The organism is Streptomyces eurythermus (assembly GCF_014649115.1).
Taxonomy (GTDB): Bacteria; Actinomycetota; Actinomycetes; order Streptomycetales; family Streptomycetaceae; genus Streptomyces; species Streptomyces eurythermus.
The window spans coordinates 133,351-148,928 of sequence record NZ_BMSK01000017.1; the positions used below are offsets into that span (position 1 = coordinate 133,351).

Consider the following 15,578-nt stretch of genomic DNA (forward strand, 5'->3'; position numbering starts at 1 on the left):
GCGTCGCCACCCGTCACCGGGCGGCCCGGATCACTCCCCCGGGCCCGACGTCGGCCGACGCTCCCGGGCCTTCCCAGGGGGACGGACCGGGCGGCGTCGTGGCCGCGGACCGTGGTCCGGGCACGCCAAAAGCCGCACCGTGCGGATGCCGCCGGAGCGGCTCCTTCGGCCCCTCGGTGTCCCGAGGCACCGACGCGGCTCAGACGCCGGCGCCCAGCACCGAGTTGATCTGCTGCGGGTCGCCGCAGACGATCAGCAGGGCACCGGCACGGGAGTGGGCCAGCGGGAGGGCGGTGGCAGCGGCGGAGGCGGGGCCTCCGTTGACGGCCACGACGACCACCGGGCGGGTGGCGGCGCGGGAGGCGACGGCGGCATCCGCGTAGAAGACGTCGTCACCGGAGTCGTGCTGCGCCCAGTAGGACGCTTCGCCGAAGGACAGTTCGTGTTCGGCCCACGGGTGCTGGGCACCGGTGGTGAGCACGAGCACGTCGCCGGGGGCGCGGCCGGAGTCCAGGAGCAGGTCCACCGCCTCCTCGGCGGCGTCGAGCGCACCCTCGGCCGAAGCCGGGATCAACTGGATCTGCGGGCTCGCCGCGGCGGCGGGAGCGGCCGGTCCGGAAGGACCGGGCATGGCCGGAGCCGCGTCTCGCGGTGTGCGCTGCGCCGGCGGCGTGGGCCGCAGAGGGCCGGGACGACCGGGGCGGGACGGAGCCGCGGGGCGGGGGCCGGGTACGGGGCGGGGGGTCGGCGCGGTGCGGCCGCTGGCCGGCGTGGCGCGGGGACCCTGGGCACTCTCGTGAATCTGAGGCTCCTCGGGAATGAGAGGCATGAGCTGATTTTTATCAAACGTTGGTGCGGCGCGGATGACCGGGTGGCACATCAGTGCGATCGGAACCGTCAGAAATCGAAGCCGAGCTGACCCTCAATTTCCGGAACGCTTCCGTCCGCCCAGTTGCGGACCTTCTTGAGGTGCCGCCACTGAGGCAACGCATCAAGATACGCCCACGACAAACGGTGGTGCGGGGTGGGCCCCCGCTCCGCCAGAGCGGCCTTGTGCACGGGCGACGGATACCCGGCGTTGTCCGCAAATCCGAAGTCTGCATGGTCGACACCCAGTTCGGCCATCATTTTGTCGCGCTGAACCTTGGCGATCACCGACGCCGCCGCCACGGCCACACACGACTGATCGCCCTTGATCACCGTGCGGACCTTCCAGGGAGCGCCGAGGTAGTCGTGCTTCCCGTCGAGGATCACGGCGTCGGGGCGGACCGGCAGGGCATCCAGGGCACGGACCGCGGCCAGCCGCAGCGCGGCCGTCATCCCCAGGTCGTCGATCTCCTCGGGGGAAGCATGCCCCAGCGCGTAGGCCGTCACCCATGACCGCAGGATCTCGGCGAGTTCCGTGCGGCGCTTGAGCGTGAGCAGCTTGGAGTCGGTCAGGCCCTCGGGCGGGCGGCGCAGTCCGGTGATCGCCGCGCAGACCGTGACGGGACCGGCCCAGGCGCCGCGCCCCACCTCGTCGACACCGGCAATGACCTTCGCTCCGGTCGTGGCGCGCAGGGAGCGCTCGACGGTGTGGGTAGGTGGTTCGTACGGCATGGCGCCCTTAGCGTACGCCGCCGGGACGGACGCGCGACACCCCGGTCGCCCGGGGGACGCGAAGGGCGCCGGAAGGGGGCTTCAGGCACCGTAGGGCCGCAGCAGCGGAAGCATCAGCTGGTCGACCATCCCTTCGAGATCCTGGTCGTTCCATTCACTGGCGCACATCTTGGACCGGTACATCATCATGGCCGGGATGGCGTCGAAGACATAGGCGTTGGCCGCGTCCTCCCTGACCTCCCCCCGCTCTATTCCACGGACGATGACCTCGCGCACCAGCTTGACGGTCGGCTCGACCACACTTCCGAGGATCACCCCCTCGAAGCGCTCCGCCTGCACTTGATCGCATTCGTGAATGACCGAGCGCAGAGCGGCGCCGGGCCGCGAGTACATGATCTGCCGCACCTGCCGGCACAGGGTGAGCAGGTCCTCGCGCACGCTGCCCAGGTCCGGGGCCCGCTCCACGCGGGGCAGTCCGGTCACCAGGGCGTCCGCGACCAGATCCTCCTTGGAGGGCCAGCGGCGGTAGACCGCCGCCTTGCCGGTGTGGGCGCCGGCCGCGACGCCTTCCATGGTCAGCCCCTTCCAGCCGACCGTGCTGAGCTGCTCCAGAGCGGCGTCGAGGATCGCCCGCTCCAGTACCGCACCGCGCCGGCGGGGGGAAGCCGTTCCGGCGGCCGCGGCAGTACAGCGCGAGGTAACCATCTGTGTTTCTCCTGCATGCGAGGTGAGCGGTGATTCCGGGGCAGTGACGCCGCGCTGCTGCAACGGGGGACGCGGGCGCGACGCGCGCTTAAGTGAACGCTTGCGTTCACTGTCGGGGACTCACTACGGTGGGCGCGACAGTGAACGCGAGCGTTCACTAACGCCTGTATGGGGGACCCATAGTGACGACCTCTCAGCTTCTCACGGACGATCAGAAAACGGGCGCGGCCCGCCGGGGAGGGCACCCCGGCATCGCACTCACCGTCATCGCGGCCAGCCAGCTCATGGTGGTACTCGACGCGACGATTGTGAATATCGCGCTCCCGCACATTCAAGAAGCGCTCAGCTTCAGCACGACCGATCTGACATGGGTGGTCAGCGCCTACACGCTCACCTTCGGCGGACTGCTGCTGCTCGGTGCGCGGGCCGGTGACATCCTCGGCCGCCGCCGGGTGTTCATGACCGGCATCCTGCTGTTCACCTTCGCCTCGCTGCTGGGCGGTCTGGCCCAGGAACCCTGGCAGCTGCTGGCCGCGCGAGCCCTCCAGGGTGTGGGCGGCGCGATAGCGTCCCCCACGGCGCTGGCGCTGATAACGACCACCTTCCCCGAAGGCCCGGAACGCAACCGGGCCTTCGGTGTTTTCGCCGCCGTGTCCGCGGGCGGCGGTGCCATCGGCCTGCTGGCGGGCGGCATGCTCACCGACTGGCTCGACTGGCGGTGGGTGCTGTTCGTCAACGTGCCGATCGGCGTGCTGATCGCGGCGCTCGCGCCGCTGTACATCAACGAGTCCGAGCGTCATCCGGGCCGCTTCGACCTCGCCGGCGCGCTCACCTCCACGGTCGGCATGGCCTCGCTGGTGTACGGGTTCATCCGCGCCGCGGAGGACGGCTGGCGGGACGGGCTCACGATCGGGTCCTTCGCCGCTTCCGTGGTGCTGCTGCTCGCCTTCGTCTTCATCGAGGCGCGGGCGAAGGAGCCGATCACCCCGCTGCGGATGTTCGCGGACCGGAACCGCTGGGGCACCTACGTGATCATGCTGAGCCTGGCCGCGGCGATGTTCGGCATGTTCTTCTACATCGTGCTGTTCGTACAGAACGTGCTCGGTTACAGCGCCATCAGGGCCGGTATCGCGTTCCTTCCCGTGACGGCCGCGATCGCGATCGGCGCGGGGTTGTCGCAGCGCTTCCTTCCGGTGCTCGGCCCCAAGCCGTTCATGATGGCCGGCGCCGCGCTGGTGGCGGTCGGGCTGGGCTGGCAGACCTTCATCGAGCCCGACAGCACCTATGCGGGCGGGGTGCTGGGGCCGATGCTGGTGTTCGGCTTCGGTATGGGCCTGACCTTCGTGACGGCCACCGTCACCGCCGTGGCCGGTGTGGCCCCGCACGAGGCGGGCGCTGCTTCCGGGCTGCTCAACGCCATGCAGCAGGTCGGCGGTTCGCTCGGGCTGTCCATCCTGACGACCGTCTTCGGGTCGGCCGCCACCGACGAGGGGAAGAAGCAGCTGCCCCGGTTCCTCGCCGGCGCCTCGCCGGAGCAGAAGGCGGAGTTCGCCAAGACGCACCAGATGCCCGCGCCGTGGGGGAACGAGGTGCTCGCCCACGGCATTTCCACGGCCTTCATCCCGGCCGCCGCGATGGCCGTGCTCGCCTTCGTCACCGCCTGGCTGGTGCTGAGGGTCCGCAAGAGCGACCTCGACTCCCTCGCGGGCACGGCGGGCCCGCACCTGGGCTGATCCGGGACGCGCCGCGCGGTGCCGCGGCCGGCCGGACCCCTGCCGGGCACCAGACGGCCCTCGCGGAGATCCGGCCGGCCGCACCACGCCCGGCAGAGCACGCGCAAAGGCCAGGAGCAGGGCCCGGAGCACGACGGAAAGCAGCGCCTGAGCCGCTCCCCCGCCCCGCTCCGGCGGCACCGCCGGCAGCACCCGCGCACCGAATGACATCTCTCCTCCCCTCCGTCCCCTCGCGCCCGCGGCCCCGCCCGACACCCGCCCCGGACACGGCGGGCGACGGATACCGGGACAACGAGCGATGGTCACGGAGAGTTCCCACCGGAAACGGAGAGTTTCGATGTGCGGCGGCGGACAGCCTGTATCACGTGTCGAGGTGCCTGGCAGCCAGGCTCACATGACGACGCTGCCGGGCCGGCCAGGCACACGTGGCGACGCTGCCGGACCCGCCGGGCTCACGTCGCGACGCCGACGGTCAGGCGCCCGTGGGCACCCAGTCCGGCAGGGCCTCGGTGCGCTCGACCCACTCGGCGGGCGGTGCCCCCGCCTTGCCCGCGGCGAGCACCCCGCCCACGATCGCGCAGGTGGTGTCTACGTCCCCGCCGACCTGGGCGGTGGTCCAGAACGCCGACGTGAATTCGCCGAGGGACCGTGCGGCGGACCAGAGGGCGAAGGGGACGGTGTCATGGGCGGTCGTACGGCGTCCGCAGCCCAGGACGGCCGCCACGGTGACCGCGTCGTCGTAGTCGAGCATGTCCCGGGCCCGGCGCAGCCCCTGGCCGACCGCGCTCTTCGGTACGAGCGCGATGACACCGTCGAGCAGGGCCTCGGGGGCGGGCGGGCCGTCCGGGGAGCCGGCGAAGGCCGCCGCGGCGGCCACGGCCATGGCGCCGACCACGGCCTCCCGGTGCTGGTGGGTGGTGTAGGCCGAGATCTCCGCCTGGTGGGTCGCCTGCTCCGGATCGTCCGCGTACCACGCGCCCAGGGGTGCGATCCGCATCGCCGCGCCGTTGCCCCAGGACCCCTGGCCGTTGAAGAGCCCGGCGGCCAGCCGGCGCCAGTCCTCACCCTCCCGGACCAGGCGCAGCAGCCGGTTGACCGCGGGGCCGTAGCCCCGGTCGAAGTCGTGGTGCTCGGCGAAGGAGCGGGCGAGCGCGTCCTGGTCGATGCGCTGGTGGGCGGCGAGGACGGCGACCACCGAGCAGGCCATCTCGGTGTCGTCCGTCCACTGCCAGGGGCCCGCGGGCAGCTCCCGGCGCTTGAGCAGGGGATAGTGCGCGGGGACGAAGAACTGGGAGCCCAGCGCGTCCCCCACGGCCAGTCCGCGCAGGCTCGTCAGGGCGCGCTCCAGGCGCCCGGGGGAAGAGGAGTCAGCGGTCATCGCCCTGCCACTTTATCCGGTGACCCACTGCGGCACCGGCTCGCGCCAGCGTTCGAAGGGCCGGTCGAGTGTGTACTTGCCGTCCTCTCCGAGAACGAGCATCCGCATCTCCGCGTTCCCCGGATTGGCCAGCGACTCGAATTCCGCCACCGTCCAGTGGAACCAGCGCATGCAGAACAGCCGCATGGCGAGCCCGTGGGTCACCAGGAGGACGTTCGGAGGGTGGTCGGGGGCCTCGAAGCTGCGGAACAGGCTCTCCAGGAAGCCGCCGACCCGGTCGTACACGTCCGCGCCGGACTCGCCCTGCGGGAACCGGAAGAAGAAGTGCCCGTACGCGTCCCGGTACGCCTTCTGCAGGCGTACGTCGTCGCGGTCCTGCCAGTTGCCCCAGTCCTGCTCGCGCAGCCGGGGCTCCTCCCGGACGCGTATCAGGCCGGGGTCGAGGTGGAAGGCGCGGAGCGTCTCGTGGGTACGGCGGTACGGGGAGACGTACACGCTGACCCGCTCCCGGCCGAACAGCTCGCGGAGCCGTTCGCCGGTCTCCTCCGCCTGCCGCCGGCCGCGCTCGGTCAGCGCGAGGGCGTGGTCGGGTTCGCGCTCGTACACGGAGTCGTCGACGTTGCCCGTTGACTCGCCGTGCCGGACAAGGACGATGCGCCGTGGTCGTGCCATGACGAAACCCTAGAGCGTACGGCGGCGCGTCGAGCACTCGTACGGGCTCCATACGGCGTAGGTCACATGAATCCGGCGTCCCGGGCCGCTGCCCGCTCCACCGCCGGGCCGCGTTTGCTTTTCAAACCATCACGCGCCTCGGACGCACACGCGTCTCAGACCGTCCAGGACGGCTCCAGGTCCACGATGTCGCCGGAGAGCGCCGCGATGTCCGCCTCGGTCTGGGCGCGCAGGGCGAGGCGCTCCACGCGCTCGGTGCGGTACTTGCCGTGCTCGGCCGCCGAGCGCCACATCGACAGGACCAGGAACTCGTGCCCGGGCGCCTCGGCGAACATGCCGCGGATCATGCCGGGCGAGCCGGCCATGGCGGGGTTCCAGACCTTCTCCTGCATGAGCGTGAAGTGCTCCACGCGCTCCTCGCGGACCGTGCACAGGGCCACCCGGATCAGATCGGCGTCGGTGAAGCGCGGCTCGAATCCGGTCTTCACATCGAAGCGGTACTCGAACAGCTTGACCTGGGCGTCCTTGAAGGTGCCGGACTGGGCGGCGGCCAGCCGGTCGTGGGAGCGGGCCATGAAGGAGTCGTAGAAGGCACGGCTCTCCCAGAAGGCGAAGAGGTGCGCCACCCCCGGCCGCTGCCGGCTCCAGCCCCCGCCCTGCCCCCGGAATCCCGGCTCCCCGGGAAGCCCCGCCCATTTCCGCTGCCCCCGCTCGAAACCCCGGCGGTCCACCACGGTGCAGCGAATCCACTTGACCAGCACCGCGCCATCGTACGGCCACCGGGCGTGGCGTCGGTCACGTCTTTGCGGAGATCGCCCGCGCGTGCGCGCCCCGGTACATGGCACGATGGACAACAAACCCCGGCCGCAGGAAAGTTGGGGTCGAGTCACAGCGGAAGGGGGAAGCCTGGGTGACCGGCTTCAGCAAGGGAATCCGCAAGGTCGAGGTCGCGCTCAAGTGGGACCCCAGTCCGGCGGGTCACTCACCGACCGATCTCGACATCATCGCCGCGACCTTCGTCTCCGGTGACGCGTACGGGGATCCGGCCTATCTGGTGCACTTCGACAGCCGCTCACCGGACGGCACGATCACCCTCAACCGTGACAGCACGGACGGCAAGGGGTTCGGCTGGGACGAGGTCATGACGCTCGAACTGGACCGTCTCGACGGCCGGTACGCGCGCGTGGTGGTGGGCGCCGCCATCCAGCAGCGGTACGGGCGCAAGACGTTCGCCGACGTGCTGAGTCCCGCCCTGCGCATCCGTGAGGGCTACACCGTGCTCGCCGAGGACGACTTCGGCTCGGTGGCCGGGGCGACGGCCGCCGCGCTCGCCGAGTTCGTCCGGGACGACTCCGGTGAGTGGACCTTCCACCCCGGACTGCACGGCTTCGACGGGGACCCGGCGACGTTCACCCGGGTCATGGGCCGGGCGCACCGGCCCTGACGTTCTCATCGCACCACGTGTAAGGGGCGCCGGCCATTGGCCGGCGCCCCTTACCTCACGAACGGCGTGTCATCAGCTGCAGCCGCTGGTCGAGCCGCAGCCCTCGCAGATGTAGCAGGAGCCGGCCCGCTGCATCTTCGTACCGCAGGAGAAGCACAGCGGGGCGTCGGCCTGGATGCCCAGCTGCATCTCCACCAGCTCGGCGCTGGTGTGGGCCTGCTTCGGGGCGGGCTTGGCCGCCTCGGACTCGGCCTTCGGCGTGGCGACCGCCTTCAGCTCCTGGGCGCGCGGCGCCGACTGGGCCAGGCCCTCGACGTCCACCTCGTCGTCGTCGATGGACTGCTCGTAGGAGCCGGTCTCCAGGTGCCGCTGGCGCTCCTCGGCGGAGTGGATGCCGAGCGCGGAGCGGGTCTCGAAGGGCAGGAAGTCCAGCGCCAGGCGGCGGAAGATGTAGTCGACGATCGACTGCGCCATCCGCACGTCCGGGTCGTCCGTCATGCCGGCCGGCTCGAAGCGCATGTTGGTGAACTTCGAGACGTACGTCTCCAGGGGCACGCCGTACTGGAGGCCGACGGAGACGGCGATGGAGAAGGCGTCCATCATGCCCGCGAGGGTGGAGCCCTGCTTGGACATCTTCAGGAAGACCTCGCCCAGGCCGTCGTCCGGGTAGGAGTTGGCCGTCATGTAACCCTCGGCGCCGCCGACGGTGAAGGACGTGGTGATGCCGGGACGTCCCTTCGGGAGGCGCTTGCGGACCGGACGGTACTCGACGACCTTCTCGACCTTGGGCTCGGCGGCCGCGGGCTCCTCGGTCTTCTTCTCGTCCGCCGAGTCCTTCTTCTTGGCGGAGAGCGGCTGGCCGACCTTGCAGTTGTCGCGGTAGATCGCGAGCGCCTTGACGCCCAGCTTCCAGGCCTCGAAGTAGATCTCCTCGACCTCCTCGACGGTCGCCGTCTCCGGCATGTTGACCGTCTTGGAGATGGCGCCGGAGATCCACGGCTGGATCGCGGCCATCATGCGGACGTGGCCCATCGGGGAGATGGCGCGCTCGCCCATGGCGCAGTCGAAGACCTCGTAGTGCTCCTGCTTGAGGCCGGGGGCGTCGATCACATTGCCGTGCTCGGCGATGTGGGCGACGATCGCCTCGATCTGCTCCTCCTGGTAGCCCAGGCGGCGCAGGGCCTGCGGGACGGTGCCGTTGACGATCTGCATCGAGCCGCCGCCGACGAGCTTCTTGAACTTCACCAGCGCGAGGTCGGGCTCGACACCGGTGGTGTCGCAGGACATCGCGAGACCGATGGTGCCGGTCGGCGCGAGGACGGACGCCTGGGAGTTGCGGAAACCGTTCTTCTCGCCGAGCCGCAGCACGTCCTGCCAGGCCTCCGTGGCGGCGGCCCAGACCGGGGTGTCCAGGTCGTCCATGCGCACGGCGGTGGCGTTGGCGTCGGAGTGCTGCTTCATGACGCGCTTGTGGGCGTCGGCGTTGCGGGCGTAGCCGTCGTAGGTGCCGACGACCTCGGCCAGCTCGGCGGAGCGGCGGTAGGCCGTACCCGTCATCAGGGAGGTGATGGCGCCGGCGAGGGCGCGGCCGCCGTCGGAGTCGTAGGCGTGGCCGGTGGCCATCAGCAGGGCGCCGAGGTTGGCGTAGCCGATGCCGAGCTGGCGGAAGGCGCGGGTGTTCTCGCCGATCTTCTGGGTCGGGAAGTCCGCGAAGCAGATCGAGATGTCCATCGCGGTGATGACCAGCTCGACGACCTTCTGGAAGCGCTCGGTCTCGAAGGACTGGTTGCCCTTGCCGTCGTCCTTCAGGAACTTCATCAGGTTCAGCGAGGCCAGGTTGCAGGACGTGTTGTCCAGGTGCATGTACTCGCTGCACGGGTTCGACGCGGTGATCCGGCCGGACTCGGGGCAGGTATGCCAGTTGTTGATCGTGTCGTCGTACTGGATGCCCGGGTCGGCGCAGGCCCAGGCGGCCTCGGCGATCTTGCGGAAGAGCGCCTTGGCGTCGACCTCCTCGATGACCTCACCGGTCATACGGGCACGCAGGCCGAACTTGTCACCCTCCTCGACCGCCTTCATGAACTCGTCGTTCACGCGGACCGAGTTGTTGGCGTTCTGGTACTGGACGGACGTGATGTCGTCGCCGCCCAGGTCCATGTCGAAGCCCGCGTCGCGCAGGACGCGGATCTTCTCCTCTTCCTTGACCTTGGTCTCGATGAAGTCCTCGATGTCGGGGTGGTCGACGTCGAGCACGACCATCTTGGCGGCGCGGCGGGTGGCACCGCCGGACTTGATGGTGCCGGCCGAGGCGTCGGCGCCGCGCATGAAGGAGACCGGGCCGGAGGCGTTGCCACCGGAGGAGAGCAGTTCCTTGGAGGAACGGATCCGGGAGAGGTTCAGGCCGGCGCCGGAACCGCCCTTGAAGATCATGCCCTCTTCCTTGTACCAGTCGAGGATCGACTCCATGGAGTCGTCGACGGACAGGATGAAGCAGGCAGAGACCTGCTGGGGCTGCTTGGTGCCGACGTTGAACCAGACGGGGCTGTTGAAGCTGAAGATCTGGTGCAGGAGGGCGTACGCCAGCTCGTGCTCGAAGATCTCGGCGTCGGCGGGCGAAGCGAAGTACTTGTGGTCCTCACCGGCCTTCCGGTACGTCTTCACGATGCGGTCGATCAGCTGCCTGAGGCTGGTCTCGCGCTGCGGGGTGCCGACGGCACCACGGAAGTACTTGCTGGTGACGATGTTGACCGCGTTCACCGACCAGAAGTCGGGGAACTCGACGCCACGCTGCTCGAAGTTGACCGAGCCGTCGCGCCAGTTGGTCATGACGACGTCACGGCGCTCCCACGTCACCTCGTCGTACGGGTGCACGCCGGGGGTGGTGTGGATGCGCTCGATGCGCAGTCCCTTGGTGCCCTTGGCTCCCTTGGCGCGGGAACCTCGTGCCGGACCGCTCGCCGTCTCTGTCATGCCGCCTCCCTACGGGCGAAAACGCCCTGAAATGCCCCCGTTGTTCCCGTGGGCACATGGTTCTGTCTTGCGTCGCGGGCGTCCTCAGCCGCCGCCCGTGACAGGTCTTCGTTCGCCGCCGTACGGCCGGAACCCGGTTCTCCGTCCGGATCCCGGTCCGCCGGTCAGTCGGCGGCGTGCGCGGGCTCGGGAACCTGCGTGGTCCCGGCCGGCCCGCGATGGTCTTCCTGGCTCCCCGCGCCGGCGTCTTCTTCGTCCGCGGCGGGGCGCGTCGCCTCCCTCAGCTCCGCGATGGCGGCCTCGAAGTCATCGAGCGAGTCGAACGCCCGGTAGACGGAGGCGAACCGCAGATAGGCGACGAGGTCCAGCTCCTGCAAGGGGCCGAGTATGGCCAGTCCCACGTCGTGGGTGGTCAGCTCGGCACTTCCGGTCGCGCGCACCGCCTCCTCGACCCGCTGCCCGAGCTGGGCGAGCGCGTCCTCGGTGACCGGCCGTCCCTGGCACGCCTTGCGCACGCCGTTGATGACCTTGGTACGGCTGAACGGTTCGGTGACTCCGGACCGCTTCACCACCATGAGCGAGCACGTCTCCACGGTCGTGAAACGACGGGAGCAGTCAGGGCACTGGCGGCGCCTGCGGATGGACGTGCCGTCGTCGGTCGTACGGCTGTCGACCACGCGGCTGTCGGGGTGCCTGCAGAAGGGGCAGTGCATGTTCTCCAACCCTCCTCACAGCAGACTCGTCAGCCTCGCTGGACACACAGGCCTCGCGAAGCAGCCCTAAGCATAGGCGATCGGAGAACCGTCTCCGACCGGGGGGACCACAACTTGTGGGCTGCTGTAGCCATCCAACCACTACATGTGGGGATTGGCTCATTCACCAAGGCAGACACGCGTGTCGCGCCGGAACGGCGCCCCGGAGGCCGGCGGCGACCTGCGGGGACACGCGGGCGCGCGGCCGCGCCACGCGCGCTCGCGGGGATACGGTGGGCGCCGCGGGGAGCACACACGGCACTCCCCGCACGGAAAGGGCCCCGGATACCGGAGCGCGATATTCCGGATGGCAGACTGGGGACGCCGCTCACGAGGCGAGCGACTCCAGCGGTGAAGAGTACAACAATGGGCGCTTTTGTCCGTCGAGTGTCGCGCCAGCTATACACCCGGCCACCTGATCACGTCAGGTGAAACGCACTTTTTCACTCGAACGTGTGTTTGGCGCAACCTTTCGAAAGCAACTACCGTTGTGCAGCAGGGAGACCATCGAGAGGGGCCGCCGTGACCACCACCGCAGACAGTGCCACCATCACCGCCCAGGACCGCTCCCAGGGCCGAGTCGAGCCGGTACACGCGATGAACGAAGCCACGAATCCCGAGGGAAACAAGCGCTCCCTGCCGGGCCGACCTCCAGGCATCCGGGCGGACAGCTCCGGACTCACCGACCGGCAGCGCCGGGTGATCGAGGTCATCAGGGACTCCGTGCAGAGGCGCGGTTACCCGCCGTCGATGCGGGAGATCGGCCAGGCCGTCGGCCTCTCCAGCACGTCGTCCGTCGCCCACCAGCTGATGGCACTGGAGCGCAAGGGCTTCCTGCGCCGCGACCCCCACCGCCCGCGCGCCTACGAGGTCCGCGGATCGGACCAGGCGGTCACCGTGCAGCCCACGGACACCGCCGGCAAGCCCGCCGCGTCGTACGTCCCGCTCGTCGGCCGCATCGCCGCCGGCGGCCCCATCCTCGCGGAGGAGTCCGTCGAGGACGTCTTCCCGCTCCCCCGCCAGCTCGTCGGTGACGGCGAACTCTTCGTCCTGAAGGTCGTCGGCGACTCCATGATCGAGGCCGCGATCTGCGACGGCGACTGGGTCACCGTACGCCGTCAGCCGGTCGCCGAGAACGGCGACATCGTGGCCGCCATGCTCGACGGCGAGGCCACCGTCAAGCGCTTCAAGCGCGAGGACGGCCACGTCTGGCTCCTCCCCCACAACGCGGCCTACGAGCCGATCCCCGGCGACGACGCGACCATCCTGGGCAAGGTCGTCGCCGTACTGCGGCGCGTCTGACCGCCGCGGACACCGAGCCCCACCCGGCTCACTCCCTGACCGGGCCCCGGAACCCCTGCGCCGGTTCCGGGGCCCTGCCCGTCCCCGAGGCCGTCGCCGGGCGCCGCCTGCCATGAGGTGGCCGCGGACCGGCCGCCCCGGTCACTTCCCCTCGGTCTCCTTCGCCACCGCGTCGATCGCCGCGAGCGACTTGCGGACCTGGTTACGGTCCGTGGTGTACCAGAAGTCCGGCAGTGACGCCTTGAGGAAACCGCCGTAGCGGGCCGTCGCCAGCCGCTGGTCCAGTACGGCGACCACGCCCCGGTCCCCGGAGGCGCGGACGAGTCGGCCGGCGCCCTGTGCCATGAGCAACGCCGCGTGGGTGGCGGCGACCGCCATGAAGCCGTTGCCGCCCGCGTCCTCGACCGCCTTCTGGCGCGCGCTCATCAGCGGGTCGTCGGGGCGCGGGAACGGGATCTTGTCCATGACCACCAGCTGACAGCTGGGGCCCGGGACGTCTACGCCCTGCCAGAGCGACAGCGTGCCGAAGAGACAGGTCTTCGGGTCGGCGGCGAAGTTCTTGATCAGCTCGCCGAGCGTCTCCTCGCCCTGGAGCAGGATCGGGAACTCGGGGATCCGGGAGCGCAGCTCCTCCGCCGCGAGCTGGGCGGCCCGCATGGACGAGAACAGGCCGAGGGTGCGCCCGCCGGCCGCCTGGATCAGCTCGGTCAGCTCGTCCAGCATGTCGGCGCGCTCACCGTCACGCGCGGGGCGCGCCAGGTGTCTGGCGACGTACAGGATGCCCTGCTTGCGGTAGTCGAAGGGCGAGCCGACGTCGATGCCCTTCCACTGCGGCAGGTCCTCGCCCTGCGTGCCCTCCGGGCCGAGTCCCAGCGAGGCGCCGACGCCGTTGAAGTCGCCGCCCAGCTTGAGCGTCGCCGAGGTGAGGACGACGGACCGGTCGGCGAAGAGCTTCTCCCTGAGCAGTCCGGAGACCGACATGGGGGCGACCCGCAGGGAGGCGCCGAACCGGTCGTGCCGCTCGTACCAGACGACGTCCCACTCCGAGCCGTTCAGGACCCGTTCCGCCACGTCGTGGACCGTCTCCACGGAGGCCAGCGCCTGCTTGCGGACCGCGTCCTCGTCCTGGACGGACTTGTCGCGGGTCGTGCCGAGGGCGGAGATCACCGTGCGGGCGGCGTCCCGCAGCTGCATCAGGGCGTAGCCGAGGTCCTCCGGGATCTCCTCCAGGCGGCCGGGAAGAGCGAGTTCCATGAGCCGCTCGAAGCCCTCGGCGGCGGTCTGGAGCTGGTCGGCGGCCTTCTCGTTGACGAGCTTGGCGGCGCGGCGCACGGCGCGGTTGACCTGGCCGGGGGTGAGTTCGCCGGTGGCGACGCCGGTGACGCGGGAGACCAGTTCGTGTGCCTCGTCCACGATCAGTACCTCGTGCTGCGGCAGCACCGGGGCGCCCTCGATGGCGTCGATGGCCAGCAGGGCGTGGTTGGTGACCACGACCTCGGCGAGCTTCGCCCGCTCACGGGCCATCTCCGCGAAGCACTCCGCGCCGTACGCGCACTTCGACGCGCCCAGGCACTCCCGGGAGGACACCGACACCTGGGCCCAGGCGCGGTCCGAGACGCCGGGGGTGAGGTCGTCCCGGTCACCGTTCTCGGTCTCGTCCGCCCAGTCCCGCAGCCGCAGCAGGTCCTGGCCCAGTTTGCTGGTGGGCGCGGCGGCCTCGAACTGGTCGAACAGGCCCTCTTCCTCGTCCTGTGGCATGCCCTCGTGCAGGCGGTGCAGGCACAGGTAGTTCGACCGGCCCTTGAGCATGGCGAACTCCGGACGGCGGCGCAGCAGCGGGTGCAGGGCGTCGACCGTGCGCGGCAGGTCCCGCTCCACCAGCTGGCGTTGCAGGGCGAGCGTGGCCGTCGCGACCACCACTCTCTCTCCGTGCGCGAGCGCGGGCACGAGATAGCCCAGCGACTTACCGGTACCGGTGCCGGCCTGGACCAGCAGGTGGGATCCGTCGTCGATCGCCTCGGCGACCGCTTCGGCCATGGTCACCTGGCCGGGGCGCTCCGTGCCGCCGACGGCGGCGACGGCGGCATGCAGGAGTTCGGAGAGGGAGGGCTTCGTCATAGCCTGACCACCCTACGGCCCCGCACTGACAAACGGGGGGCGGCGACGGGGACGGGGGGCGGGATCACGGCCGGGGCTCCAGGGTGGATGGGGGTCGGGTCGGCTGAGGGGCGAGCGCGCGAACACACGGCGCTACAGCGCGTCGCGCAGGACCCGCTCCCGGATCATGAGGGCGGCCCGCTTGCCGGGCAGGTCGATCTCGGCGGCGAACCGGAAGCCCGCGCTCAGGAACGCGGCGACGGAGGGGGTGTTGCGAAGATCGGGTTCCGCGACCACCCGTGCGCAAGCGGGGCGCCGGTCGAGGATCAGGTCGGCCACGGCTCCCAGCAGGGCGGAGCCCACTCCTCTTCCCCGGTCCGCCGCGTCGCCGATGAGGAGATGGATGCCGGTGTCGTGCGGACGGGCCGGATAGCTGCGGGCCAGTGGATCGAGGTCCGCCCGGTAGATCTCCCAGTAGCTCATCGGGGTGCCGTCGAGTACGCCGAGGCACGGTACGCAGCGCCCGTCGCCGTGCAGGTGGGCCCGTAGATGATCCTCCGTGCGGTGCGGGGGTCCGGCGAGTTCCCAGAATTCGGCGACGGCCGGGTCGTTCATCCAGCGGTGGACGAGCGGCAGGTCCTGGTCGACGCGTACGGGCACCAGCCGGAAGGAGCCGACGGGGGTGGGGACCGCGCCCCATGTGGCGATCCGGCCGAGGAGGCAGTTCGTCGCCCCGGCGCGGAGGGCGAGGAACTCGGCGGGCAGCCGCAGATCCAGGGTGTCCTCGCTGCCCGGGTCGTCGTCCTCCGCCGCGAACGGGCCGAACGGGGAGTGCCGGGGACCCGTCGTACCGGGCCGTGGGTCGGCGCTGTCCGGGTGGGCTGGGGCGGGACCGGGTCCGGCGGTCAGGTCGGTCGGGGGCACGG

The 15,578-nt window shown here is 70.5% G+C and carries 13 protein-coding genes; 3 read left to right on the plus strand and 10 right to left on the minus strand.

The window, feature by feature from the left end; all coding sequences use genetic code 11:
• Window positions 1-199: 199 nt before the first annotated feature.
• The 3 genes from IE251_RS29645 to IE251_RS29655 all read right to left on the minus strand — a co-directional run bounded on the left by IE251_RS29645 (window position 200) and on the right by IE251_RS29655 (window position 2,304).
• On the minus strand, window positions 200-829 hold the full coding sequence (locus IE251_RS29645) for a hypothetical protein (RefSeq protein ID WP_189756069.1): 630 nt from the start codon (window positions 827-829) through the stop codon (window positions 200-202).
• 68 nt (window positions 830-897) lie between these two features.
• Window positions 898-1,599: a ribonuclease HII gene (gene rnhB / locus IE251_RS29650; protein WP_189756070.1), complete on the minus strand. Its 702-nt coding sequence runs from the start codon at window positions 1,597-1,599 to the stop codon at window positions 898-900.
• Between the two features lie 81 nt (window positions 1,600-1,680).
• Entirely contained in the window at window positions 1,681-2,304 is a 624-nt protein-coding gene (locus IE251_RS29655; protein WP_189756071.1) for a TetR/AcrR family transcriptional regulator, read from the minus strand.
• A gap of 182 nt (window positions 2,305-2,486) precedes the next feature.
• Between IE251_RS29655 and IE251_RS29660 the strand changes: the two genes are divergently transcribed.
• Complete coding sequence (locus IE251_RS29660; RefSeq protein WP_189756072.1) at window positions 2,487-4,037, plus strand: MFS transporter; 1,551 nt, start codon at window positions 2,487-2,489, stop codon at window positions 4,035-4,037.
• A 472-nt stretch (window positions 4,038-4,509) separates the two neighbouring features.
• Here the strand turns inward: IE251_RS29660 and IE251_RS29665 are convergent, their stop codons facing one another.
• The 3 genes from IE251_RS29665 to IE251_RS29675 all read right to left on the minus strand — a co-directional run bounded on the left by IE251_RS29665 (window position 4,510) and on the right by IE251_RS29675 (window position 6,848).
• On the minus strand, window positions 4,510-5,415 hold the full coding sequence (locus tag IE251_RS29665; protein WP_189756073.1) for an ADP-ribosylglycohydrolase family protein: 906 nt from the start codon (window positions 5,413-5,415) through the stop codon (window positions 4,510-4,512).
• A gap of 12 nt (window positions 5,416-5,427) precedes the next feature.
• On the minus strand, window positions 5,428-6,087 hold the full coding sequence (locus tag IE251_RS29670; protein ID WP_030785422.1) for a histidine phosphatase family protein: 660 nt from the start codon (window positions 6,085-6,087) through the stop codon (window positions 5,428-5,430).
• A gap of 155 nt (window positions 6,088-6,242) precedes the next feature.
• The gene (locus IE251_RS29675; protein ID WP_189756074.1) at window positions 6,243-6,848 is read right to left on the minus strand and encodes a YdbC family protein; all 606 of its coding nucleotides are present in this window, start codon (window positions 6,846-6,848) and stop codon (window positions 6,243-6,245) included.
• A gap of 149 nt (window positions 6,849-6,997) precedes the next feature.
• Between IE251_RS29675 and IE251_RS29680 the strand changes: the two genes are divergently transcribed.
• The gene (locus IE251_RS29680; protein WP_189756075.1) at window positions 6,998-7,531 is read left to right on the plus strand and encodes a TerD family protein; all 534 of its coding nucleotides are present in this window, start codon (window positions 6,998-7,000) and stop codon (window positions 7,529-7,531) included.
• Between the two features lie 72 nt (window positions 7,532-7,603).
• Here IE251_RS29680 and IE251_RS29685 read toward each other — a convergent pair whose 3' ends face one another.
• A complete protein-coding gene (locus IE251_RS29685; protein ID WP_189756076.1) occupies window positions 7,604-10,501 on the minus strand; it encodes a vitamin B12-dependent ribonucleotide reductase in 2,898 nt (965 codons plus the stop codon).
• Between the two features lie 164 nt (window positions 10,502-10,665).
• The gene (gene nrdR, locus IE251_RS29690; protein ID WP_189756077.1) at window positions 10,666-11,214 is read right to left on the minus strand and encodes a transcriptional regulator NrdR; all 549 of its coding nucleotides are present in this window, start codon (window positions 11,212-11,214) and stop codon (window positions 10,666-10,668) included.
• Between the two features lie 561 nt (window positions 11,215-11,775).
• Between nrdR and lexA the strand changes: the two genes are divergently transcribed.
• Window positions 11,776-12,555 carry a transcriptional repressor LexA gene (lexA, locus tag IE251_RS29695; protein ID WP_181793687.1) on the plus strand — a complete coding sequence of 260 codons (780 nt, stop codon included), beginning with the start codon at window positions 11,776-11,778 and terminating at the stop codon, window positions 12,553-12,555.
• A 141-nt stretch (window positions 12,556-12,696) separates the two neighbouring features.
• On the opposite strand, the gene IE251_RS29700 is transcribed toward lexA, so the two are convergent.
• Both IE251_RS29700 and IE251_RS29705 read right to left on the minus strand, forming a co-directional pair.
• Window positions 12,697-14,673, minus strand: a complete 1,977-nt coding sequence (locus tag IE251_RS29700; RefSeq protein ID WP_189756078.1) for an ATP-dependent DNA helicase — start codon at window positions 14,671-14,673, stop codon at window positions 12,697-12,699.
• A 132-nt stretch (window positions 14,674-14,805) separates the two neighbouring features.
• A complete protein-coding gene (locus IE251_RS29705) occupies window positions 14,806-15,576 on the minus strand; it encodes a GNAT family N-acetyltransferase (RefSeq protein ID WP_229896998.1) in 771 nt (256 codons plus the stop codon).
• Window positions 15,577-15,578: the final 2 nt, after the last annotated feature.

Excerpts from the sequence above, each read along its gene's own strand:
- IE251_RS29645 (WP_189756069.1), bottom strand. The coding sequence starts at position 829 with ATGCCTCTCATTCCCGAGGAGCCTCAGATTCACGAGAGTGCCCAGGGT.
- rnhB (WP_189756070.1), bottom strand. The coding sequence starts at position 1,599 with ATGCCGTACGAACCACCTACCCACACCGTCGAGCGCTCCCTGCGCGCC.
- IE251_RS29655 (WP_189756071.1), bottom strand. The coding sequence starts at position 2,304 with ATGGTTACCTCGCGCTGTACTGCCGCGGCCGCCGGAACGGCTTCCCCC.
- IE251_RS29665 (WP_189756073.1), bottom strand. The coding sequence starts at position 5,415 with ATGACCGCTGACTCCTCTTCCCCCGGGCGCCTGGAGCGCGCCCTGACG.
- IE251_RS29670 (WP_030785422.1), bottom strand. The coding sequence starts at position 6,087 with ATGGCACGACCACGGCGCATCGTCCTTGTCCGGCACGGCGAGTCAACG.
- IE251_RS29685 (WP_189756076.1), bottom strand. The coding sequence starts at position 10,501 with ATGACAGAGACGGCGAGCGGTCCGGCACGAGGTTCCCGCGCCAAGGGA.
- nrdR (WP_189756077.1), bottom strand. The coding sequence starts at position 11,214 with ATGCACTGCCCCTTCTGCAGGCACCCCGACAGCCGCGTGGTCGACAGC.
- IE251_RS29700 (WP_189756078.1), bottom strand. The coding sequence starts at position 14,673 with ATGACGAAGCCCTCCCTCTCCGAACTCCTGCATGCCGCCGTCGCCGCC.